Origin of the sequence: Candidatus Tisiphia endosymbiont of Ditula angustiorana (assembly GCF_964026425.1) — a bacterium.
In the GTDB taxonomy this organism is placed as follows: domain Bacteria; phylum Pseudomonadota; class Alphaproteobacteria; order Rickettsiales; family Rickettsiaceae; genus Tisiphia.
The window spans coordinates 1,058,358-1,079,461 of the sequence record NZ_OZ032143.1 but is presented as its reverse complement, the minus strand read 5'-3'; the positions used below and the strand labels follow the sequence as shown (position 1 = coordinate 1,079,461).

The 21,104-nt window shown below is 33.6% G+C and carries 22 protein-coding genes, 1 tRNA gene and 3 pseudogenes; 9 read left to right on the top strand and 17 right to left on the bottom strand.

Features of this window, described 5'->3' with window-relative positions:
• Window position 1: 1 nt before the first annotated feature.
• The 3 genes and pseudogenes from pdhA to AAGD29_RS05060 form a co-directional block, all read right to left on the bottom strand.
• The gene (gene pdhA / locus AAGD29_RS05070; RefSeq protein WP_341758759.1) at window positions 2–982 is read right to left on the bottom strand and encodes a pyruvate dehydrogenase (acetyl-transferring) E1 component subunit alpha; all 981 of its coding nucleotides are present in this window, start codon (window positions 980–982) and stop codon (window positions 2–4) included.
• Window positions 983–1,049: 67 nt separating this feature from the next.
• Window positions 1,050–1,670 (bottom strand): annotated as a pseudogene (locus tag AAGD29_RS05065) (septal ring lytic transglycosylase RlpA family protein); the annotation flags it as partial.
• Window positions 1,671–1,853: 183 nt separating this feature from the next.
• Window positions 1,854–2,456, bottom strand: coding sequence for a BON domain-containing protein (locus AAGD29_RS05060; RefSeq protein WP_341757303.1), 603 nt, complete (start codon window positions 2,454–2,456; stop codon window positions 1,854–1,856).
• Window positions 2,457–2,966: 510 nt separating this feature from the next.
• On the opposite strand from AAGD29_RS05060, the gene AAGD29_RS05055 reads away from it, so the two are divergent.
• Window positions 2,967–4,418 (top strand): IS4 family transposase, encoded by a 1,452-nt coding sequence (locus AAGD29_RS05055; RefSeq protein ID WP_341757292.1) that lies wholly within the window; start codon window positions 2,967–2,969, stop codon window positions 4,416–4,418.
• 192 nt (window positions 4,419–4,610) lie between these two features.
• On the opposite strand, the gene AAGD29_RS05050 is transcribed toward AAGD29_RS05055, so the two are convergent.
• The 8 genes from AAGD29_RS05050 to AAGD29_RS05015 all read right to left on the bottom strand — a co-directional run bounded on the left by AAGD29_RS05050 (window position 4,611) and on the right by AAGD29_RS05015 (window position 8,906).
• Window positions 4,611–5,129 (bottom strand): GNAT family N-acetyltransferase, encoded by a 519-nt coding sequence (locus AAGD29_RS05050; protein ID WP_341757302.1) that lies wholly within the window; start codon window positions 5,127–5,129, stop codon window positions 4,611–4,613.
• A gap of 3 nt (window positions 5,130–5,132) precedes the next feature.
• Window positions 5,133–5,681 carry a GNAT family N-acetyltransferase gene (locus AAGD29_RS05045; RefSeq protein WP_341757301.1) on the bottom strand — a complete coding sequence of 183 codons (549 nt, stop codon included), beginning with the start codon at window positions 5,679–5,681 and terminating at the stop codon, window positions 5,133–5,135.
• A gap of 25 nt (window positions 5,682–5,706) precedes the next feature.
• A complete protein-coding gene (locus AAGD29_RS05040) occupies window positions 5,707–6,345 on the bottom strand; it encodes a class I SAM-dependent methyltransferase (RefSeq protein ID WP_341757300.1) in 639 nt (212 codons plus the stop codon).
• Complete coding sequence (locus AAGD29_RS05035; RefSeq protein ID WP_341757299.1) at window positions 6,342–6,506, bottom strand: hypothetical protein; 165 nt, start codon at window positions 6,504–6,506, stop codon at window positions 6,342–6,344. Before AAGD29_RS05035 ends, AAGD29_RS05040 begins: the two co-directional genes overlap by 4 nt.
• The gene (locus AAGD29_RS05030; RefSeq protein WP_341758758.1) at window positions 6,506–6,586 is read right to left on the bottom strand and encodes a hypothetical protein; all 81 of its coding nucleotides are present in this window, start codon (window positions 6,584–6,586) and stop codon (window positions 6,506–6,508) included. Before AAGD29_RS05030 ends, AAGD29_RS05035 begins: the two co-directional genes overlap by 1 nt.
• A gap of 387 nt (window positions 6,587–6,973) precedes the next feature.
• Complete coding sequence (locus AAGD29_RS05025) at window positions 6,974–7,447, bottom strand: NfeD family protein (RefSeq protein ID WP_341757298.1); 474 nt, start codon at window positions 7,445–7,447, stop codon at window positions 6,974–6,976.
• An 802-nt stretch (window positions 7,448–8,249) separates the two neighbouring features.
• Window positions 8,250–8,777 carry a cytochrome c family protein gene (locus AAGD29_RS05020; RefSeq protein WP_341757297.1) on the bottom strand — a complete coding sequence of 176 codons (528 nt, stop codon included), beginning with the start codon at window positions 8,775–8,777 and terminating at the stop codon, window positions 8,250–8,252.
• Between the two features lie 54 nt (window positions 8,778–8,831).
• Window positions 8,832–8,906: transfer RNA gene (locus AAGD29_RS05015), tRNA-Gly, on the bottom strand.
• Window positions 8,907–9,106: 200 nt separating this feature from the next.
• Here AAGD29_RS05015 and AAGD29_RS05010 point away from each other — a divergent pair.
• The 3 genes from AAGD29_RS05010 to murJ all read left to right on the top strand — a co-directional run bounded on the left by AAGD29_RS05010 (window position 9,107) and on the right by murJ (window position 12,870).
• Window positions 9,107–10,729: a class I SAM-dependent methyltransferase gene (locus AAGD29_RS05010; protein WP_341757296.1), complete on the top strand. Its 1,623-nt coding sequence runs from the start codon at window positions 9,107–9,109 to the stop codon at window positions 10,727–10,729.
• Window positions 10,730–10,733: 4 nt separating this feature from the next.
• Window positions 10,734–11,273, top strand: coding sequence for an inorganic diphosphatase (ppa, locus tag AAGD29_RS05005; protein WP_341757295.1), 540 nt, complete (start codon window positions 10,734–10,736; stop codon window positions 11,271–11,273).
• A gap of 70 nt (window positions 11,274–11,343) precedes the next feature.
• Complete coding sequence (murJ, locus tag AAGD29_RS05000) at window positions 11,344–12,870, top strand: murein biosynthesis integral membrane protein MurJ (protein ID WP_341757294.1); 1,527 nt, start codon at window positions 11,344–11,346, stop codon at window positions 12,868–12,870.
• A gap of 212 nt (window positions 12,871–13,082) precedes the next feature.
• Here the strand turns inward: murJ and AAGD29_RS04995 are convergent, their stop codons facing one another.
• On the bottom strand, window positions 13,083–14,042 hold the full coding sequence (locus AAGD29_RS04995) for an IS110 family transposase (RefSeq protein ID WP_341757293.1): 960 nt from the start codon (window positions 14,040–14,042) through the stop codon (window positions 13,083–13,085).
• Window positions 14,043–14,469: 427 nt separating this feature from the next.
• On the opposite strand from AAGD29_RS04995, the pseudogene AAGD29_RS04990 reads away from it, so the two are divergent.
• Window positions 14,470–14,832, top strand: a pseudogene (locus AAGD29_RS04990) (TraX family protein); the annotation flags it as partial.
• An 84-nt stretch (window positions 14,833–14,916) separates the two neighbouring features.
• On the top strand, window positions 14,917–16,368 hold the full coding sequence (locus AAGD29_RS04985; protein WP_341757292.1) for an IS4 family transposase: 1,452 nt from the start codon (window positions 14,917–14,919) through the stop codon (window positions 16,366–16,368).
• On the opposite strand, the gene AAGD29_RS04980 is transcribed toward AAGD29_RS04985, so the two are convergent.
• The gene (locus tag AAGD29_RS04980) at window positions 16,352–16,720 is read right to left on the bottom strand and encodes a transposase (RefSeq protein ID WP_341757291.1); all 369 of its coding nucleotides are present in this window, start codon (window positions 16,718–16,720) and stop codon (window positions 16,352–16,354) included. The genes AAGD29_RS04985 and AAGD29_RS04980 overlap by 17 nt on opposite strands.
• 34 nt (window positions 16,721–16,754) lie before the next feature.
• Window positions 16,755–17,030 (bottom strand): hypothetical protein, encoded by a 276-nt coding sequence (locus AAGD29_RS04975; RefSeq protein WP_341757290.1) that lies wholly within the window; start codon window positions 17,028–17,030, stop codon window positions 16,755–16,757.
• A gap of 659 nt (window positions 17,031–17,689) precedes the next feature.
• Between AAGD29_RS04975 and AAGD29_RS04970 the strand changes: the two are divergent.
• Both AAGD29_RS04970 and AAGD29_RS04965 read left to right on the top strand, forming a co-directional pair.
• Window positions 17,690–18,688 (top strand): annotated as a pseudogene (locus tag AAGD29_RS04970) (reverse transcriptase domain-containing protein); the annotation flags it as partial.
• Window positions 18,689–18,755: 67 nt separating this feature from the next.
• A complete protein-coding gene (locus AAGD29_RS04965; RefSeq protein WP_410521192.1) occupies window positions 18,756–19,535 on the top strand; it encodes a group II intron maturase-specific domain-containing protein in 780 nt (259 codons plus the stop codon).
• Window positions 19,536–19,588: 53 nt separating this feature from the next.
• Here AAGD29_RS04965 and AAGD29_RS04960 read toward each other — a convergent pair whose 3' ends face one another.
• Window positions 19,589–19,840, bottom strand: coding sequence for a hypothetical protein (locus tag AAGD29_RS04960; protein WP_341757287.1), 252 nt, complete (start codon window positions 19,838–19,840; stop codon window positions 19,589–19,591).
• A 178-nt stretch (window positions 19,841–20,018) separates the two neighbouring features.
• Here AAGD29_RS04960 and AAGD29_RS04955 point away from each other — a divergent pair, with 178 nt between their 5' ends.
• Complete coding sequence (locus AAGD29_RS04955) at window positions 20,019–20,513, top strand: phage major capsid protein (protein ID WP_341758757.1); 495 nt, start codon at window positions 20,019–20,021, stop codon at window positions 20,511–20,513.
• A 3-nt stretch (window positions 20,514–20,516) separates the two neighbouring features.
• Here the strand turns inward: AAGD29_RS04955 and AAGD29_RS04950 are convergent, their stop codons facing one another.
• Together AAGD29_RS04950 and AAGD29_RS04945 are read right to left on the bottom strand one after the other, a co-directional pair.
• A complete protein-coding gene (locus AAGD29_RS04950) occupies window positions 20,517–20,816 on the bottom strand; it encodes a type II toxin-antitoxin system RelE/ParE family toxin (protein WP_341757286.1) in 300 nt (99 codons plus the stop codon).
• Window positions 20,809–21,084, bottom strand: coding sequence for a type II toxin-antitoxin system ParD family antitoxin (locus AAGD29_RS04945; protein WP_341757285.1), 276 nt, complete (start codon window positions 21,082–21,084; stop codon window positions 20,809–20,811). Before AAGD29_RS04945 ends, AAGD29_RS04950 begins: the two co-directional genes overlap by 8 nt.
• Between the last annotated feature and the right edge of the window lie 20 nt (window positions 21,085–21,104).

Below are 21,104 nucleotides of genomic sequence, written 5' to 3'. Positions count from 1 at the left end.
CTCATTCAACGTAAATATTCGTATATAGCTCTTTTTCATCCGGTAAGGCTGATCTTTCTGAGAATCCAACTGCTTCTGCAATAACCTCTTTAACCTCTTTCTCAATTTCTTTTAACTGCTCTTCACTAGCATATTTATTAGCCAAAATTATATTTTTCACTTGTGATAATGGGTCTTGTTCTTTATAGTTTTCCACTTCTTCCTTACTACGGTATTTACCTGGATCAGACATTGAATGTCCTCTGTAACGATAAGCATCCATTTCTAATATTATTGGTCCACCATCATTTCTAACAAACTCCGCAGCCTGCCGAACATAATCATAAACTGATTCTAACGACATACCATTTAGTTTAAATCCCGTAATACCACATGACTCTCCTTTCTTGTAAAGATCAGTCATAAAGGTAGAACGAGCTACTGAAGTACCCATTGAATATTGATTATTTTCAATAATATAAACTACAGGTAAGTGCCATAACGCCGCTAAATTAAAAGCTTCATATACTTGACCTTGATTAACTGCCCCATCTCCCAAGAAAGTAAAACATACATTATTAGTATTTCGATATTTCGCAGCAAAAGCTAGACCAGTACCTATAGGCACTTGAGCCCCTACAATACCATGTCCACCGTAAAATTTGTTTTCTACGTCAAACAGATGCATTGAACCACCCTTGCCTTTCGAGCAACCAGTTTCTTTACCCATCAGCTCTGCTAATACGTATTTTGCTTCAGTCCCTGCTGAAATAATATGAGCATGATCCCTGTAACTGGTAATAGTACTATCACCAACCTGTTTTACTAAATCCACACCAGCAATTATTGCTTCTTGCCCAATATATAAGTGACAAAACCCACCTATTAGACCCATACCATAAAATTGCCCACATTTTTCTTCAAATCTTCTAAGCAACAACATTTTCCTATAAGACTCAAGACACTGAGGACTATTTAATTTATATTTTCCAGAAACAATCATGTATACTCCTATAAAAGCTTGAAGAATTGGTTTTCCAATTTGGGCATACACTATAATACAAAAATCATCAAGGGTTAACTGCCAATTTATGTTTTAGATTTACTAATTTAATATGACAATTAACGCTACATTTAGGATTGGCTACTTTCTTTTTTGCAATACAATTTTCCTTAGGCTTTAAAGCAATATTATTCAAAAATTCTTTAGTCTCCTTATGCATATATTGTACTCTAACCTTTGCTATACCTTGTTTTTTAAATCCTAAAATTTCAGCAGATTTTTCCGAAACATCTATAATACGGTTCTTTTTAAAAGGACCGCGATCATTAATCATAAGAATCAGGGATTTATTATTACTTAAGTTAGTAACTTTAACCAAACTAGGTAATGGCAAACTAGGATGAGCTGCACTTAGCATATGTTTATTATATGTATCACCATTTGCTGTTTTTTTTCCATGAAATTTATGCTTAGAACCATACCAAGACGCTATACCTACTTGGTTACAATTAATATCTTCCTTAGGTTTATAAGTCTTACCTTTGATAGTATATTTATTGCCTATCTTATAATGCCCCTTATAATGAACATTTTTAGGATCTTCCTGCGATAATTTACGATATAGACTAGGCTTAGTAGAACAAGAGCTAAGCCCTATACAATAAACTAACAACAAAAGAATAGATCTAAGTTTCACTTTCATTTATATCATATTTAACCTGAATTTGATATAACAAGTTATATCGAATTCAGGGGTTAAGTAGAAACAATCAGGTTTGAAGCGATTCAGCAACTAATTGTTAAAATATAATATTCCATATAACAAAGCCAATTCGATATAAGAATTATTAATTCTTATATCGAATTGAGATTATTTTTTATCATTTTCTTCAGTTTCTTTTATTTTAACATGACAGACAACCCTTGCCACACCATTAATCTGGGAAGCAATAGAAGTAACTTTTTCTAATTCTTCCTCAGACCTTGCTATACCAAATATATATACTATATCATTCACTGTAACAATGGTATAATTTACCCATTTTATATCTCGGTTAACAAAAGTTCTAGCCTTGATCTGACTAGTAATCATAGCATCTTTAGTATATTGCACTAAGTCAAAATGATCACTTTTTTTATCTATTATTAGTTCGTTAATAACTTCACGAACTCCTTTTTCACCCCACACAATTTCTACAGCTTTTAATGCATCTTCTTTTTTGTCTATGATTCCAGTCAGTAGTACCCTACCCTGATTTACCTCAACCTTAATCTTAGTATATAATTCCCTGAAATTATTTTTTATAAAAGAAGCTTTGATTTTTGTAGATATTTTTACGTCATCAATTGTCTCCGCAATTGATTGATCTTTTGCAACTGCAAGAGTAGAGGTAGTTGCTGCAGTAAAAATAGCTGGCAGACAACCTGTAAGCATGAAAGATAAGATTATAATAATAAAGTTAATTCTATACATAACCCTCCTTAAATCTACTAATTTAACCTCAAGTATCGATGTAAGACATCAGTTTTATAGCCTAGGGTGTCATTCCCGCTTCGGTGAGGAATCCATAATATCTAATAGCCTTTACAGGCTATTTTTTGGATTCCCGCCTACGCGGGAATGACATCAACACTCACGAGGATGATACTGAGCCTAGTATTAACTTGTTACATAGAACTCAGGTCAATTTAGAGTCAGTAATATTCGTGCCTTAAGATAACCTCAGGTTAAAATAAAGCCTTTAAATAGTTTATTATAATAAAATTCATAATAAACACAACTGATTTCATTGTTTTAAGTTAGATTTGGGGAGTAACCTGATCGATATAACTTGTTATCAGTATCATCCCTATTAAGGGTGATGCCACCCCTGATTCCCCTTCGATGTTACCCTTACTATTACCCACAAAATAACAATGGTGAAAAAGAAGTAAAAATAATATACTGATTTGCAATTAAAATATTACATTGTAGAGGTATAGTATGAGTCAAGAAATAATAAATAATTATTTGACCGAGGAATTTAGTGGAGCTATTTTGGGTGATAAAAGGCTGACAAATAGGTTAATAAAGATAGCTGATAATTTTGCAAATATACCTGAAAGCTCAATTAATCAAGCATGTGGAAATTGGGCAGAAACAAAAGCAGCATATCGTTTTTTTAAAAACGATAATGTTAAGGAATCAAAAATATTAGAAGCCCATATTGCTAAAGCAGTAGAAAGAATCAAAGAGCATGATAAAGTTCTTGTTATACAAGATACTAGTTATATCACATATACTAGTCATAAAAAAACTACTGGATTGGGTGTGTTATCAAGAAAAGAGGGAAAGAATGTTAAAAATATTGAATGTAAAGGTCTGATAATGCATACTGCCTTTGCGGTTGCTACCAATGGATTAGCACTTGGGTTGTTGGATCAAAAGATTCACAATAGACCAGCAGTGCCTGAAGAAATACAACAGTTAAAAAAAACTAGTCATGGTAATGCGGTACATATTAAAGATAAAGAAAGTATGAAGTGGCTTAATGCATTACAGAACACTATTAATGCAACGAATAATAGTAATACCCAAATTATAACTGTTTGTGATAGAGAAGCTGATATATATGATTTTTTTGAATTGGCACAAGCTCAGAAATCTAAAGTTTTAGTTAGAGCTGCACAGGATAGAGAAATAAATAAAAAGTCAAAATATTCCAAAAAAGATAGACAATATTTGTGGAAGGTAGTATCGGGTTTCCAGTGTGCTGGAGAAATAGCAGTTAAAGATACTAGTCAAGAAAATAAAGCTAATAGGATTAGACATTTGGAAGTTAGATTTGGAAAATTTATAATGAATCCTCCTGTAAACAATGTAAGACATAAAACAGAAACATTGCCAAATTTACCAGTATATGCCATCAATGTTATTGAGCGTCGTCCCCCTAGTGGAACAACACCATTAGAATGGATGTTACTAACCAATATAGTTATCAATAATTTTGAAGAAGCTATAGAGAAAGTAAGATGGTATTGTTTAAGATGGAGAATTGAAATTTTTCATAAAATTTTAAAATCTGGATTTAGGGTTGAACAATGTAGACTTGCAACAGGAGAAAGATTAATAAAATACTTGACAATCATGAGCATAATTGCTTGGAGAATTTTTTTTATTACTTTAATTGGCAGAACTAATCCTAATCTACCATGTAGTGTAATATTAGCTGAAGAAGAATGGCGAGTTTTGTATGTAAAGATACACAAAGCAGCTCCCCCTAATAATACAATTCCTACAATAAAAAATGCTATAATATGGGTTGCTAAATTGGGTGGGTATTTAGCAAGAAAAAATGATCTAGAGCCTGGTCCTATTGTATTGTGGAGAGGATGGCAACGGTTATTTGATCTAGTTCAAGGTTATCAATTAGCTAACTCTAATATTTGTGGGTAATAGTAAGGATGTTACCCCTACGTAGGCAGGTATCTAGAAAAGTCTAAATAGTTTTTTTGGCTATTTTTTTAGACCCCGCTACCTTTGCAGGGGTGACATCGAAGGCACTTAGAATAATAATTACACGTAATCATACAATTCACGCGAATTCGGGATAAGAATTAACTAATTCTTATCCCGAATTGGGATAATTCATCCCACATACCATTCAGAAGCCACAGTTAAACCCATGCTTTTAAGGAAGCTACGTTTGGGTTCGTCATATGCACCACAAACGACAAGAAACTGAGTAGCATTTTTAGTTTTTGCGAGTTCCTTGATTTCCTTAATCAATTTCTGACCAATAGAATTCCAATCGTGTTTACTTTCCACACAAAAATCATCGATCATAAGCGTTAGTCCACCCGGGTTATAAACTTTCGGTGCTGACATTAATCTACCGATGATGAAACCTAAGACTTTTTCTTTATAAACTGCAGCCAGCATAATGTGATCGTCTAACCTCAATAATTCTTTGAACCATTGCTTTTGAGATTCCTCGGATTCAGGACCAGCATATTTCCAAAACTGTGGCTGAGCTTTTTCATAAGCACGACGCTTTTTATATGACAGAGCGACAAATGATGAGATGTCAGTAGTTTCAGCAAGGCGGATTAAAATATTTTCCTGAAACTTTACTGTATTCTTTACTTTGGTATTAATTTGAACCATTGATTACAATCGCTTTACTAAAAAATGTTTGCGTCCAGCAAATACCCCCTCTCCTTCCATAATAAAATCATCGACATATTTAAATCCCGCTTTTTCATAAACATGTCTAGCCCTTGAATTTGTGACATCTGGATCGATAAAAAAAGTATCAGCTTGGTTATCATAACTACTTCTAATAAAATCAATAAATACTTCTAAAGTCCTTGCCCCTAATCCTTTGCCAAAATAGGCTATATTACCAATGGTATAATCCATGCTATAGGTGTGACCATGCTTTGAAAGATAAGCTTTTTTGAGTAGTGGTATAGAATATTCCTGCTTTTCTTGTAGTGTCATGACCAAGCAATAAGGTTCGTTATAGACACACCCAATCCAATATGTGTATAGGCCATCTGCGTAGCTTGAAGGCTTTATACGACCGTTGATGAAATTTAAAATATCATCTTTATGTTCTTGGCTATTATCCCAAAATTCCTGAACATGGGGTTCTTTTAACCAGTTAAAAATAGTTTCTTTATGACTTAAGTTAGCTTTTTCAAAATGAATATTCATAACATATCCTGTAACAAGGTTTATCTTACTTTTTCTTGGCTATAACTTCATAATAATGATCAATTTTCCCATCCTCTTTTGGTGAAGTTTTCACTTCTTTAAAACTAATAATGTTAAACTCTTTAAAAAGATCAATTGTTTGCTCTTTTGTATGAAAAGTCATATTTTTCTTATCCTCCTTACAAAAAGTTACAATTTCTGGATCAAAAGTGTTCCCAACAAAATAACCACCTAAATCAATCTTATTTACAATATTACTCCAAAATTTTTCAAAATATTCAGGTTTACAAAACGGTACAGAAAAGCTAGCAACTATGATGTCTACATTTGGTAATTCTTGAGAATCTAACTCTTCAAAAGAAGATATTAAAGTTTTAAAATGATCTTTATATTTAACAATTTCTGGATACTTAATAAGCATAAAATCAAAAGCCATTTTTTGGTTGTCTATTGCAATAACATTGAAGCCTTTTTCTAATAACAAAAATGTTTCATGTCCTACTCCTGCCCCTAAATCAATGGCTGTACCTCGCATTTTTTGATTATCTAGTAATTCAACTTTTTTAAAGAATTCAACAACAAACTCTCTTGCTGGTTTATGAAGTTTTTCTTTGTAATAAGCCTCCCATGCATTTGGCTTTAAAAGAGATTTTGATTTATTCATTCAATTTCTTTCCTTAAATATAGTTTTGCCATCAGACCATCATTCTGATAACCAAGGCTTTTATAAAACTCATGGCTTCCATCCTTGGCACGCCTAAGACCAGAGGTTAAATCAACGATGCTTGGACTAGACTGTTGTGCAACGTTCTCTACAAAATCCATCAGTCTTTTCCAATAGCTTGACCTCGGTAACGTTTATCAACCACAACTCCTTCAATATGAAATCTTGTTTTATCTGATATAAAAAGTTGAGACTTAGACCATGCAACCCACCCAACAATTTGGGATGACGTCCCTCAAATCTAGAGATGTGGGTAATAGGAAGCTACTTTCGCAGGGGTTGTTTTTACTATACTCGATGAAAATCAAGAATTGCGTTGTCGTCTTCAGGGATCTTCGGTGCTCACGTACTAAATGTACGCTCCGCTCCTCGACCCTTCGACTCCTAGCACTTCATAATTTTGATCTTCGTCTATCAACTCTTCATTTACGAGTAGTATACTAGACTTCCTACATAAGTCAAAAAAGCTCTTGGGATTTTTAGAAGAAACGAAGCCAGTTACCTTCGCATACACAGACGATTGTTATGGAGCAAAAGCAAATTTTGACGACAAAATTACCAAAAAGAATCAGTTCGTAACACTCCCATTTTTTGCAGTACATATAAGCACATTACCATCAACTTGCACTATGCGAAGTAGATCTCCTTTATGTACTGATTTTATAGTATCTTTGCTGAGTTTAGCATTCATAATAGTTCCTGACCACAATACCTGTCCTGTTTCCCCTACTAGAAGTTCATGGCTGTATACCACTACTTCCTTACCAACCATATCAGAATATTCGTACTTATCATATTTCTTGTAAACATAAAATTTTAGCGGATACCATAAGGTAATCAGGCACATAAAAGAAGCAAAGCCAAAAATTATATACTGGTATTTTAAAAGACCCGGGTAATTGTTTAATATTATTGCAGTAGATACTCCACCTAGACCCAAAAATAAAAAACCAACATTTGGAATGTTAGCAAATTCTATAATTATACAAATAACGCCAGCGATCAGCCACCATTCTACTATTGAAATTTCAGATAGGATCATAGAATACCTTCAACTAATATAATCTCAAGTATCGATGTAATAAATTAATAGTAGGCTAATCATCGCCATTAGGGGTGATGTCACCGCCATTATGTCATCCCAGCGAAAGCTGGGATCTAAAAAAATAGCCAAGAAAACTATTAGACTTTTTTAGACCCCTGCCTACGCAGGGGTGACATCTGAAGAGGTAGGGATGACACCCCACAACTGTCGAAAGTTAGAAGAGGAAGGGGTTTTAAATAAGGTAACGTCATTGCGAGGAAGACCGTAGCATAACTGTCGAAAGTTAGAAGAGGAAGGGGTTTTAAATAGGGTAACGTCATTGCGAGAAAGACCGTAGGTCGACGAAGCAATCTAAAAAAGTAACCATAAGTGGATTGCTTCGTCGGCTTACGCCTTCTCGCAATGACAGCGGTTATAAGCCCACAACTTTTAAACTGCCATTATGACTTCTAAAACCGCTTCCTCTTCTAACTTTCAACAGCTGTGGACCGTAGGTCGACGAAGCAATCCAAAAAAGTAACCATAAGTGGATTGCTTCGTCGGCTTACGCCTTCTCGCAATGACAGCGGTTATAAGCCAACAACTTTTAAACTGTCATTATGACTTCTAAAACCGCTTCCTCTTCTAACTTTCGACAGCTGTGGATGACACCCTAGGCTATTAAACCGATGTCTTACATCTAATTAATGGTTAATATATACTGCAAAAACTTGAAGAATTGGTTTATCAATTCTTCAAGTTTTTGGGTAGAATAAGTCCTCAGCATCTTCCCACGTAGGCAGAATGACCGAGGGAGAATTTAGTCATGAACAAATGTCTTTAAAAACATTATAACATTAGCTATATCTTGAGGTTTATTTAAACCAGCAAAAGTCATCTTTGTGCCAGATATATATTGACTAGGTTTATGCAAAAAATGAAATAAACTTTCTTCATCCCAAATTCCCCCTTTGCTGGATAAAGCACTTGAATATTTATAATTCTCTGCTTTAGCTTTTTCCGCCCCAACGATATTCCATAGATGTGGTCCAACCTTATTAGCTTTATTCTTATCAAGAGAATGGCACATTAGGCATTTTTTTGCTATCTCTCTTCCTGCTTCAGCATTAGCAGTTTTCATCAATTCTTCTATATTCACTGGTGCTTCTACAGCAGCTTTAGCGTCAGGGTCACTATGAGAATCTTCTGTTACTTCTATACTGTAACCTCGAGATTCAGGATGTAAAACAGGCTTATACAAAATATTTGTTATAAACCCTACCATCATTGCAATTAAACTGGCTAACAAAATAGAAGCGGCAATTTTATTTAATTCTATTCCAGACATATTTAGGTCGTCTCCGTAGAGAGAATATGTATTATCTTAGAACCATTTTTATACTGGAGCGGGTGAAGGGATTCGAACCCTCGACTTCGACCTTGGCAAGGTAGCGCTCTACCCCTGAGCTACACCCGCTTTTAAAAGGCTCACTTATACAAAAACAAGTCATGAATATAAGGAAATACTGTAAAAAGATCAAGAAGAAATAACATCAAAAGAAATTTAATTTTAATCGTAGATACTTATTAATTAGGTTACCCTACAGAAATGTAGAAAACTCTTGCTTAAAATAACTAAATCCACTAGAAATTATTACTTTTATCATGGAGCAAATTATGGGGCAAAAAAACAATCCTAATAACAGTTTGCTAGAAAAGCAAACAAATAATATTAATTATGATGATTTTCCTTATGAAAGTTTTCCTTTTACTTATACAAGACCGGAACATTTAAGAACTATTGGCCTATTATTTAACATGAAACCTCCTGCTATAGAGACCGCTAGGATACTTGAGATGGGTTGTGCTGAAGGTGCCAATATAATTGATTTTGCTGAAAGTTACCCAAAATCTTATTCTTTAGGAATTGATTTGTCAAAAGTCCAAATTGTTAATGGCATGGAAATAGTTAAGAGTTTAGGTCTTAAAAATATTGAACTAAAACACTTATCTATACTAAATCTTGATGAGTCAGTTGGTAAGTTTGATTATATAATTTGCCATGGAATAATCTCGTGGGTGCCTACTATAGTTAAGGACAAGATTTTTGAAATTTGCCATAAATTATTAAACCCTAACGGTATTGCCTTTATTAGTTATAATACTCTGCCAGGTTGGAATATGCAAAAAACTATCAGAGATATGATGATGTTTCACAGTAGCACCTTTACTGACAACCATAGTAAAATACAACAAGCTAGATTATTATTAGATTTTGTTAATGATTCTTTAGAAGGTTCAGATAATTCTTATTCTAAATTCTTACAACACGAAACTAAACTTCTGAAAACTACAAATGATTCATATTTACTACATGAATATCTTGGAGAAGAAAATACAGCTTTTTATTTCCATGAATTTATAAGTACAGCTAGAAAACATAATTTAAATTATCTTGGAGATTCTTCACTTTCTGCGATGTTTGTCGGTAATTTACCCGCTAAGGCCGCAGAGCAATTACAAGCGATAAATGATATTGTTAGAACCGAACAATATATGGATTTTATCACTAATCGTAAATTTAGGACTACTTTGTTATGCCACAATAATGTCACTATAGATAGGAAAATTGAACCAAGTAAGTTAAGTGATTTTTATACTACTGCTAATATTATACCAGTCATGCCTGAAAATGAAGTGGATATGAATAATACAGTAGAAAGTTTGGAATTTCATTATAATAATTCAGAATCCCCTAATATTTCGACGTTTTCTCCTATAATAAAGGCAGTTTTCTATGTTTATGCTGATAATATTGGGAATCCTTTGACTTTGGATCAAATTTGTAAATTGGCTATGGAAAAATTAGAAAAATTACAGCTTAAAGATATTAGAGAAGAATTGGATTCTGCAATTATACAACTAGTGTTACAAGGGTACGTACAAATATTTGCAACAAGACCTCAGTCAGTATATGAAATCTCGTTAAAACCAAAAGTAAGTGATTTAGCAAGATATCAAGCTCAAAAATTAGACTCAACTAATTTGTTTGTGACAAATCGAATTAATGCTATTGTTCTATTGCAATTGCATGAAAAATATATTATTGAGCTATTAGATGGACACAACTCTATCCAGCAGATTGAAGAAAAAATATTTGAAAAATTTGCTTCTGGAGTATTAGTGGCATCTAATGAAAATGGTAAGATAAGCGACGAAAACCTTTTAAAGCCATTTATTAGTCATTATGTAGATGTTTGCTTGCAAAAATGCAAAAGAAATTATTTATTAATTGGGTAAAGTGATGTTAGTTGATAAAATTAAGACCAAAGTTGATCATGAAGAGATAAATGTGATTATCGAGATTCCAATGCAAGATAGTCCTATAAAATATGAGATGGATAAGGAATCAGGAGCAATATTTGTTGATAGATTTATGCAAACTGCTATGTTTTACCCATGTAATTATGGCTTTATTCCGCATACCTTATCAGAGGATGGAGACCCGGTAGATGTATTGGTTGTATCACATTATCCTGTCATACCTAGCTCTGTGATTAGGTCACGCCCTATTGGTGTTTTAATGATGGAAGATGAATCTGGATTGGATGAAAAAATTATTGCTGTACCTAGCTCTAAGCTAGATATTACTTTTGATTCAATAAAAGATTTAGATGATCTTTGCCCAATGTTGAAACAACGTATAGTACATTTTTTTGAACATTATAAAGATCTAGAGAAAGGTAAGTGGGTGAAGGTAACTGGCTGGGAAAATGCTCAAAAAGCTAAGGAGTTGATTAATGAAGGTATATTAAGGGTATCTACTAAGATAGAAAATCAATAATTGACATTTGCTTTATGATCGGAAACGATAAGGTGCAGAATAGTGCTTACATGACATCGAGACGGCTTAAATGAAAGGCAACGGATATACAACATTATTTCGTTCTGGAATTATAGTAGCTGCCTTTACTTTAATCTCCCGTATATTTGGTTTGGCTCGCGAATTATTCATTGCTTCATTATTTGGTGCTGGTAATATTGCTGATAGTGTTAATGTTGCTTTTAAATTACCCAACCTATTTAGGCGTATTTTTGGGGAAGGGGCACTTTCAGTCGTTTTTGTACCTATTTTTAATACAAAACTCATAGAATCTCGAGAAGCAGCACGCCATTTCACTGGCATTATCTTTACTATTTTACTCATTACTTTAATAAGTGTAGTAGTGTTAATGCAGGTTTTCATGCCATCATTAATGTTCATTATTGCTCCTGGTTTTCATGAAGATCTAGACAAGTTTAATTTGACAGTTATTTTGTGTCGCATTACCATGCCATATTTAATTTTTATCTCGGTAAGTGCTTTACTAGGGGGAATTTTAAATTCAGTAAAAAGGTTTGCAGCTTTTGCTTTTTCTCCGATCATTTTAAGTATTACTGTTATAATTACAACGGTAATATTACAAGAACATATATCTACTCCTATATCGATTAGTTTATCTTTGTTGATTGCTGGGTTATTACAAATTATCTTTATGTTTTTTTGTGTAATTAGGGTTGGTTTATCATTCCCACTAGTTTTTGACCCATGTAATAAAGATGTAAAAAAGTTCTTGTTTGGTATGGGTCCAGCGACTATTAGCTCTGGATTTCAGCAGCTTAACTTATTTATCTCGCAATCAATAGCTAGCTTCATCGAAGGGACAATTTCAATATTATCCTATGCAGATAGAATATACCAATTTCCTTTATCTATAATAGGGGTAACTTTTGGTACTATATTATTACCAGAATTATCAAAAACATACCAAATGAATGATTTAGAAAAAGCGTCAAGAATTCAAAATAATGCTATTAAAGTGGGACTTTTATTATCTTTGCCAGCTGCGTTCGGTATTATCACTTTATCAGAATCAATCATTCATGTAATATATGAGCGTGGAGCTTTTACTTATGCTGATACAATTAAAACTGCTGAAGCTATTTCCGGTTTTGCCCTTGGTTTACCAGCTTTTATACTTGCCAAAATTTTGATGCCTATATTTTATGCTAATAGTGATACGAAAACTCCTTTAAAAGTAACATTATATTCTCTTACTGTGAATACTATATTAAATATCGTTCTGATGAAACCATTTGGTCATCTTGGTATCGCTCTTGGCTGCTCTATTACCGCTTGGTATAATGTTTGGTTGTTATATATATATACAAAGAAATATGGTCATTCTTTCATTGATTCAAAATTATACTCTTTTTGTGGCAAGATTTTATTCAGCTGCGTAATAATGGTACTAGTAATTTGGGTGATTAAGCACTATTGTTCCGAATATTATTATTCCGAATTGTTATTAGTAAAAACTTTTATGCTGGCAGCCACGATTTTAGCTGGAGCAATGACGTTTTTTCTAATGGTTTTTTATTTTAGACTTTATCCAAAATAATTTAACCTGAATTCGATGTAACAAGTTAATACTAGACCCAGTATCATCTCTGTTAAAGCTGATGTCATCAACTATGATTTTTAAAAAATTAAAAAAAAGTTTAAAATAAAAAACCAAATTGGTTTAGAGAAATAACAAAAAATCTCTAGCTTAACATTCACAGTAAACCACGACTTGATAAAAATTTAAATAAATATAGGTTTAAATTTTTATCAAGTCTTTGCCGATTTTAAATAATAATCTCTAACCCTTGCATTAGCAATGACAATAATTTTACGCATTAAAGCAGTAATGGCAACTATAGGCTTTTTACCTCTAGCAATTAGCTCTCTATAATATTCACCTAACTTGCTCTTTGATTTAGCTGCTGCCATTGCTGCAGTAAATAATTTGGTTCGTACATTTTGTCTACCACCACTAACTGAACGATACCCTTTATATTGTCCACTATCCTTAGGATGTGGGGCTACTCCGACTAAACTAGCTATTTGCCTCCGATCAACCTTACCAATCTCTGGTAAAAATGCTAATAAAACTTTACTAACAACCTTACCAATACCGGGTACTGTCTCCAATACCTCAAGCTGTTCTACAGTCTTTTCATCGGTTGTTAACTCGGCTATCTCTTCTTCTAATTTCTTTATAGCTTTGGATAAACATAACAATAAATCTTCTATACTATCTTTTATCATATCATTATTAGGTCCTGCCATCCTATTTTTCTCTTGAGTCTGCAATTTTACTAAATCATCACGACGAGATAAAAATATTTTTAGCTTGCTCATCTTTTGATCAGGTTTTTGTTGTAAAGATAATTCCTTATGCCTTTCTTGTCCATATTTTACTAAAGCTTGAGCATCTACAGAATCAGTTTTAGCACGAGTACCAAGTGATCTTATAAAGTACTTTACTTTTTGGGCATGTGCTCTATGAACAGCACATTTTTTGCTTAATAAAAAATTTACTAATTCAGTTTCATATCCACCTGTAGTCTCTAATACTATTAGGGAGTCAGTCAAAAAACTTTTATATTGCTTAAAAAATTCCTTAAATCCAATAGTGTTATTAGAAAAAGTCATAATTTTATTATTATTAGATATTGCTACTGCAAAAGTTGATTTTGCTATATCAATACCAATAAAATTGTTATATAATTTATCCGTTGGGGTCATAAAATCCTCGACATATTTACGATTGTAAGCGGGCGTTTCAGCCCAATGAACTATTTAAACGTTCGAGCTTATTAAGTAAGTGGTCTCTTGATGACAATGTTTGTATAAACTCACCCCTGACGAGTGCCACTTACTTTTTTCATTATATCATAGTTTTATCTTACAACCCCTGCGTAGGCAGGGGTCTAAAAAAAGCCTGAAAGACTATTAAACATTATTAGATCCCAGCTTTCGCTGGGATGACATCGAGCGTGCAGAGAATAATAATTATTCTTACATCGATACTCGAGGTTACGTTGGTTTTTTGATCTACGTTGGCAATGCCGTAGCTAGGATGACATCAACCCTAACAAGGATTATGCTCAATCTACTAACTTATCCCGAATTAGGGTAACTTGTTACATCGATATTTGAGGTTAATTTATTAATGATGAAAACTGAATCTAATTATCAAGATTTTTTGAAAACTATAGCCATAATAACCATGGTGATAGATCATTTAGGGTTATACTTTTTCCCTGAATACGAAATAATGCGGGTTATCGGTCGTATTAGTATGCCAATTTTTTGCTTTTTTGTTGGCTATAATTTTCATAAAAAACCAAAAATTAAAATTCTTGTAGTCGGAGTTCTACTACATATTTTTACTACCATATTATTTAAGCAGTTCACCACAACTAACATACTTATTCCTATTTTTCTAGGTCAGTGCTATCTTTATTATTTTCAAAATAGCCTAAATAATTTTTTCTATAAGGGTTATTGTCACGTTGTCTTACTTGGCTTACTATTACCCACAAAATAACAATGGTGAAAAAGAAGTAAAAATAATATACTGATTTGCAATTAAAATATTACATTGTAGAGGTATAGTATGAGTCAAGAAATAATAAATAATTATTTGACCGAGGAATTTAGTGGAGCTATTTTGGGTGATAAAAGGCTGACAAATAGGTTAATAAAGATAGCTGATAATTTTGCAAATATACCTGAAAGCTCAATTAATCAAGCATGTGGAAATTGGGCAGAAACAAAAGCAGCATATCGTTTTTTTAAAAACGATAATGTTAAGGAATCAAAAATATTAGAAGCCCATATTGCTAAAGCAGTAGAAAGAATCAAAGAGCATGATAAAGTTCTTGTTATACAAGATACTAGTTATATCACATATACTAGTCATAAAAAAACTACTGGATTGGGTGTGTTATCAAGAAAAGAGGGAAAGAATGTTAAAAATATTGAATGTAAAGGTCTGATAATGCATACTGCCTTTGCGGTTGCTACCAATGGATTAGCACTTGGGTTGTTGGATCAAAAGATTCACAATAGACCAGCAGTGCCTGAAGAAATACAACAGTTAAAAAAAACTAGTCATGGTAATGCGGTACATATTAAAGATAAAGAAAGTATGAAGTGGCTTAATGCATTACAGAACACTATTAATGCAACGAATAATAGTAATACCCAAATTATAACTGTTTGTGATAGAGAAGCTGATATATATGATTTTTTTGAATTGGCACAAGCTCAGAAATCTAAAGTTTTAGTTAGAGCTGCACAGGATAGAGAAATAAATAAAAAGTCAAAATATTCCAAAAAAGATAGACAATATTTGTGGAAGGTAGTATCGGGTTTCCAGTGTGCTGGAGAAATAGCAGTTAAAGATACTAGTCAAGAAAATAAAGCTAATAGGATTAGACATTTGGAAGTTAGATTTGGAAAATTTATAATGAATCCTCCTGTAAACAATGTAAGACATAAAACAGAAACATTGCCAAATTTACCAGTATATGCCATCAATGTTATTGAGCGTCGTCCCCCTAGTGGAACAACACCATTAGAATGGATGTTACTAACCAATATAGTTATCAATAATTTTGAAGAAGCTATAGAGAAAGTAAGATGGTATTGTTTAAGATGGAGAATTGAAATTTTTCATAAAATTTTAAAATCTGGATTTAGGGTTGAACAATGTAGACTTGCAACAGGAGAAAGATTAATAAAATACTTGACAATCATGAGCATAATTGCTTGGAGAATTTTTTTTATTACTTTAATTGGCAGAACTAATCCTAATCTACCATGTAGTGTAATATTAGCTGAAGAAGAATGGCGAGTTTTGTATGTAAAGATACACAAAGCAGCTCCCCCTAATAATACAATTCCTACAATAAAAAATGCTATAATATGGGTTGCTAAATTGGGTGGGTATTTAGCAAGAAAAAATGATCTAGAGCCTGGTCCTATTGTATTGTGGAGAGGATGGCAACGGTTATTTGATCTAGTTCAAGGTTATCAATTAGCTAACTCTAATATTTGTGGGTAATAGTAAGGTATAAAGCATCTCGTGGTATTTTCCTGCCACCTCTAATAAATCTTCGTCCTTGCTTATTACCACTATCACGAGCATAAGGAGCTATTCCCACAATTGCTGACAATTCGTTACTACTATAATTTTTATTTCCTAATTCAGGTAAAAAACTAATTAGTTTTTTACCTACGCATTTACCAATACCAGGCACACTCTCTAATATTTTTACCTTCTCTTTCAACTCTTCTGATTCGTCTATTACCTCATTTAATTTTTTATCAAGCTCAGCTATTTCATTCTGTAAAAATTTAATGAGTTTTTCTATACTCTCTTTATCAATGCCATCAATATACTCGATGAAAATCAATAATTGCGTTGTCGTTGTCCAAGACCTGCGGTACTCACGTACTAATGTACGCTGTGCTCCTCGGCTTGGACACTCCTAGCACTTGTTGATTTTGATCTTCGTCTACCAACTCTTCATTTACGAGCAGTATACTATGATGTAGCCTCTTCTTTTCATTGCTAAGAATTAATACTAAATCTTCTCGCCTTTGCTGATATCTCTTCAAAGTCTCTGATTCAACTTGATATAAATAATTAGCTGTAAGTTGCATCTTATCGCCATAATATGCTAATTTAAATGCGTCCTTCTTATCAGTTTTACACAAATTCACCGATTTACTAAATGAATTAAAACTATAGGTATTGACCTTATGTATCTGTTGCTTATGGGCGATGTGAGGTTATATATATGATTGTTTAACTATGAAAATTGATTAAACCTGTTGTTCTACCAACAGTAGCCTACTGGTACATGCATTGAAGTAATTCTTTGTTTGAAGCTACCAGGACAATGTACTCGGCTTTTAAAGAGAATCTAAGCTGTGAGGTAAAGATTAAACTGCAAGCATCATGTGGTTAGAGGCTAGGCTTAGATGGTATGGTTAACATATGTGAACTACTGATAAATGTCGTTACAGTCGTAAGGAGCTAAAGATGCTGATAAGCTCTGTCCAAAAGGATAAGTGATCTGGTTATTGTGCTATAGGCTCACGATACGTAGACTTTATGATCACCGGCAGAAAGGTAGAACCTAACCTATCTATGTCATATATATAGAACACAGTAAGCCTGTATTTCTTCCCGGACTGGGAAAGTAAGCCGTAAGGTAAACTGATAGGGATGCAGGTAGAGGAGAGACGGAGAAAGCGAAGGCTGTTTTGTAATGAGGCAGATAAGGGTTGTAACATTATCCTACGCGAAAGCGGGCAGACTTCCGTTATGGTCTCTTATTACGAGAGAATTTGATGAAACTTTTAAAGGAGAAAAGCAAATGGTGGTTACAAATCAAATTGTAGCTAGTGCATCTACTGACAGCAATGTGAGTTGGCACAGTATTAACTGGAGTCGATGTAACAGAGTTATTAGAAGTCATCAGATGCGTATCGTAAAAGCAATACAGGAAGGTAGATGGGGTAAAGTTAAAGCTTTACAACGACTATTAACCCATTCTTTTAGCGGCAAAGCTCTTGCAGTTAGAAGAGTGACTGAGAATCGAGGAAAAAGAACTGCGGGTGTAGATCAAGAAATTTGGCATACACCTGATCTTAAATCTCAGGCAATAATAAACTTGAGGCAACATGGTTATAATCCATCCCCTCTTAGAAGGATTTATATACCAAAGGTGAATGGTAAGAGACCACTTGGTATACCTACTATGAAAGATAGAGCTATGCAAGCTCTTTATAAGCTAGCATTAGAACCAGTTGCAGAAACAACAGCAGATAGACATTCGTATGGGTTTAGAGCAGAAAGATCAGCTGCAGATGCCATAGAACAGTGTTATATAGTCCTTTCTAGGAAATGCGCTGCTCAATGGATACTGGAAGCTGATATTGAAGGATGTTATGATAACATTAGTCATCAATGGCTTCTAGATAATATTCCAATGGATAAAACCATATTAAGAAAATGGCTAAAAGCTGGATATATGGAAGCTGGTAATATCTACCCTACTGAATCTGGCACTCCGCAAGGTGGCATCGCTTCAGCATTACTTGCGAATATGACTCTAAGTGGATTGGGTAAGTTACTAGCTGAAAAGTTTCCGATGAAAATATCCTCAAGAAAACCGGCTCATAAGATCAACTATATTATCTATGCTGATGATTTTATTATCACAGGTCGATCCAAGGAACAATTAGAGAATCTTGTTTTACCTATTGTAGAGCAATTTTTACAAGAGCGAGGATTGAAGCTATCTAGTACTAAAACCAAAATTACTCATATTGATCAAGGTTTTGATTTCTTAGGACAGAATGTACGGAAATATACTCGATGAAAATCAACAATTGCGTTGTTGTTGTCCAAGACCTGCGGTGCTCACGTACTAATGTACGCTGTGCTCCTCGGCTTGGACACTCCTAGCACTTGTTGATTTTGATCTTCGTCTACCAACTCTTCATTTACGAGCAGTATATAATGGCAAGTTTCTTATCAAGCCATCTAAAAACAACTTACAAAACGTCATAAGAAAGATAAGGAAAATTGCTAAAGATAATAAGATGATCAAACAAGTTTTATTGATAACTATGCTCAACCCTATTATCAGGGGTTGGACTTTATATCATAGACATATAGTTGCTAAAGAGAGTTTCAGTAAATTAAGGCACGAGATATTTAAGATTGTATGGCGATGGTCTAAACGTCGGCATCCAAATAAGAGTAGTAACTGGGTTAAGAATAAGTATTTTAAGTTTATAAGAGGTGATGCTTGGAGATTTGCTTGTATAGCTGACAAGCCAAAATTAGGGGAAGAACCAATTATTTATAAGCTTATTGACCCAGCTAAACTACCTATTAAGCGACATGTAAAGATTTTGTCCGAAGCTAATCCATATGATAAGCAATGGGATGATTATTTTGAAAAAAGATTAAAACATAAAATGTATGAATCTTTATCAGATAACAGAAAATTATTAAGTCTATGGAATAAGCAAAAAGGTAAGTGTCCGAATTGCACGCAAATCGTCACATTAGAAACAGATTGGGATATACATCATGTTATCCCAAAATCAAAAGGTGGTGATAATAGGAGCTCAAATTTGATGATGCTACACATCAATTGCCATAAACAGATCCATAATCGGAGATTCAATGTTGAAGCTGGTTCTAAATAAATTGGGCTTTAAGAGGCTTGAGCCGTATGATGCGAAAGTATCCTGTACGGTTCTTAGGGGATGGGAGAAAGGTAACTTTCTTTCATTACCCGACTATTATACAATTCTTGGCAAATCTCTGCTTCATAACCTCCAGTAGGCTCACATACTATTATCTTAATTTCTTGCTCTTTTATTAATTTTATCAGTTCTTCATGCCCTAACTTATCATTGGAAAAACGATTATATATCGGTTTATTGTTAGACTCATATAAACATATATCTAACCATTTTTTACTTACATCTAGACCTATTATTTTACTCATGATATAATCTCCTTCGTCTTATTGTGCAAGGCTGCTGCTTCCAGCACCTTCTGCAATTTGTTCAAGGTAAACAACTAAGAGGGTACTTATTCTGTTCACGACTATTTCAGTCCAGTGTCTATCAAGTCACCCTCTTACAATTACTTATATCACATTTTAAAGATATAAGTGTCTAGAAATTGATCGAGCTGCAATAAGTGGTAGGGGCATTGGGGCTGAGCCACTAGGTATTCTTAACACAGTTGGCATTGGTAATGTTACTTTTGATGACGATGAGCCAATAAGCTGGGGTAAGATCGTAGACCTTGAAAGCCTAATTGCTGCAAGGAATGCTGATATTGGTACGCTTGGCTATTTATGCAATGCCAACATACGGGGAATTTTAAAGCAAACAGAAAAAGCTGAAGGAACTGCCCAATTTGTTTGGGAAAGTAGTAGTGAGCTAGGTTTTGGTTACCTTAACGGCTATAGAGTTGGAACAACCAACCAAATACCAGCTGATACTATATTATTTGGCAATTTTGCTGATCTAATTATTGGACAATGGGGAGTACTGGATGTATTAGTAGACCCTTACACTTTAGGAACTAGCGGTGGCATTAGAATAAGAGTCATGCAAGATGTAGATATTGCAGTTAGACACTCTGAGAGTTTTGCAGTGCTAACTAGATAATAATTATTGGTAATTATTTTTAATATCACGATAAGAACTTATAACACGCAAAATTTGCAGTGGCTTTGTTTTAGGATTATATATTATGTAGTAGCTATAAACTAGCCAAAAACGTACAGGTTGATCAATTAAATCTTCACGTTTACTTCCAATGTTAGGATTTGCAGCTAGTTTTAAAAACGCTTGTTCAAAAAGACTGGCTATTTTCTCAGCAGCTTTGGGATTATCTTTGGCGATATATAACCAAATATCCTTAATATCTTGCTCTGCTTGAACAGTTAAGCAAAAATTATTTTTACTCATGAGATTTTAATTTATCTCTACGAAAATTCCTGAAATTTTGCAAAGCTTGGTCACCTGAAATGACCTTACCTTCAGCTGCTTGGTCAAGACCTATTTGAATTTCCTGATTAAGCCACATTTTATAGTTTTCAAAACTAGTGTTGTGAGTTTCTGATTTAATAAGTAAACGTAATGCAGTTCTTATAACTTCACTGGAAGAATGATAAAAACCACTTTCTACCTGTTTATCTATATATTTTTCGAGTTCTGGTGTTAAGGACACATTCATAATTATCAGCCATAATAACA

What these genes read in the sequence shown, in the direction of transcription:
- pdhA (WP_341758759.1), bottom strand. Translation starts at nt 982, where the DNA reads ATGATTGTTTCTGGAAAATATAAATTAAATAGTCCTCAGTGTCTTGAG.
- AAGD29_RS05060 (WP_341757303.1), bottom strand. Translation starts at nt 2,456, where the DNA reads ATGTATAGAATTAACTTTATTATTATAATCTTATCTTTCATGCTTACA.
- AAGD29_RS05055 (WP_341757292.1), top strand. Translation starts at nt 2,967, where the DNA reads ATGAGTCAAGAAATAATAAATAATTATTTGACCGAGGAATTTAGTGGA.
- AAGD29_RS05050 (WP_341757302.1), bottom strand. Translation starts at nt 5,129, where the DNA reads ATGGTTCAAATTAATACCAAAGTAAAGAATACAGTAAAGTTTCAGGAA.
- AAGD29_RS05045 (WP_341757301.1), bottom strand. Translation starts at nt 5,681, where the DNA reads ATGAATATTCATTTTGAAAAAGCTAACTTAAGTCATAAAGAAACTATT.
- AAGD29_RS05040 (WP_341757300.1), bottom strand. Translation starts at nt 6,345, where the DNA reads ATGAATAAATCAAAATCTCTTTTAAAGCCAAATGCATGGGAGGCTTAT.
- AAGD29_RS05035 (WP_341757299.1), bottom strand. Translation starts at nt 6,506, where the DNA reads ATGGATTTTGTAGAGAACGTTGCACAACAGTCTAGTCCAAGCATCGTT.
- AAGD29_RS05025 (WP_341757298.1), bottom strand. Translation starts at nt 7,447, where the DNA reads ATGATCCTATCTGAAATTTCAATAGTAGAATGGTGGCTGATCGCTGGC.
- AAGD29_RS05020 (WP_341757297.1), bottom strand. Translation starts at nt 8,777, where the DNA reads ATGTCTGGAATAGAATTAAATAAAATTGCCGCTTCTATTTTGTTAGCC.
- AAGD29_RS05010 (WP_341757296.1), top strand. Translation starts at nt 9,107, where the DNA reads ATGGGGCAAAAAAACAATCCTAATAACAGTTTGCTAGAAAAGCAAACA.
- ppa (WP_341757295.1), top strand. Translation starts at nt 10,734, where the DNA reads ATGTTAGTTGATAAAATTAAGACCAAAGTTGATCATGAAGAGATAAAT.
- murJ (WP_341757294.1), top strand. Translation starts at nt 11,344, where the DNA reads ATGAAAGGCAACGGATATACAACATTATTTCGTTCTGGAATTATAGTA.
- AAGD29_RS04995 (WP_341757293.1), bottom strand. Translation starts at nt 14,042, where the DNA reads ATGACCCCAACGGATAAATTATATAACAATTTTATTGGTATTGATATA.
- AAGD29_RS04985 (WP_341757292.1), top strand. Translation starts at nt 14,917, where the DNA reads ATGAGTCAAGAAATAATAAATAATTATTTGACCGAGGAATTTAGTGGA.
- AAGD29_RS04960 (WP_341757287.1), bottom strand. Translation starts at nt 19,840, where the DNA reads ATGAGTAAAATAATAGGTCTAGATGTAAGTAAAAAATGGTTAGATATA.
- AAGD29_RS04950 (WP_341757286.1), bottom strand. Translation starts at nt 20,816, where the DNA reads ATGAGTAAAAATAATTTTTGCTTAACTGTTCAAGCAGAGCAAGATATT.
- AAGD29_RS04945 (WP_341757285.1), bottom strand. Translation starts at nt 21,084, where the DNA reads ATGAATGTGTCCTTAACACCAGAACTCGAAAAATATATAGATAAACAG.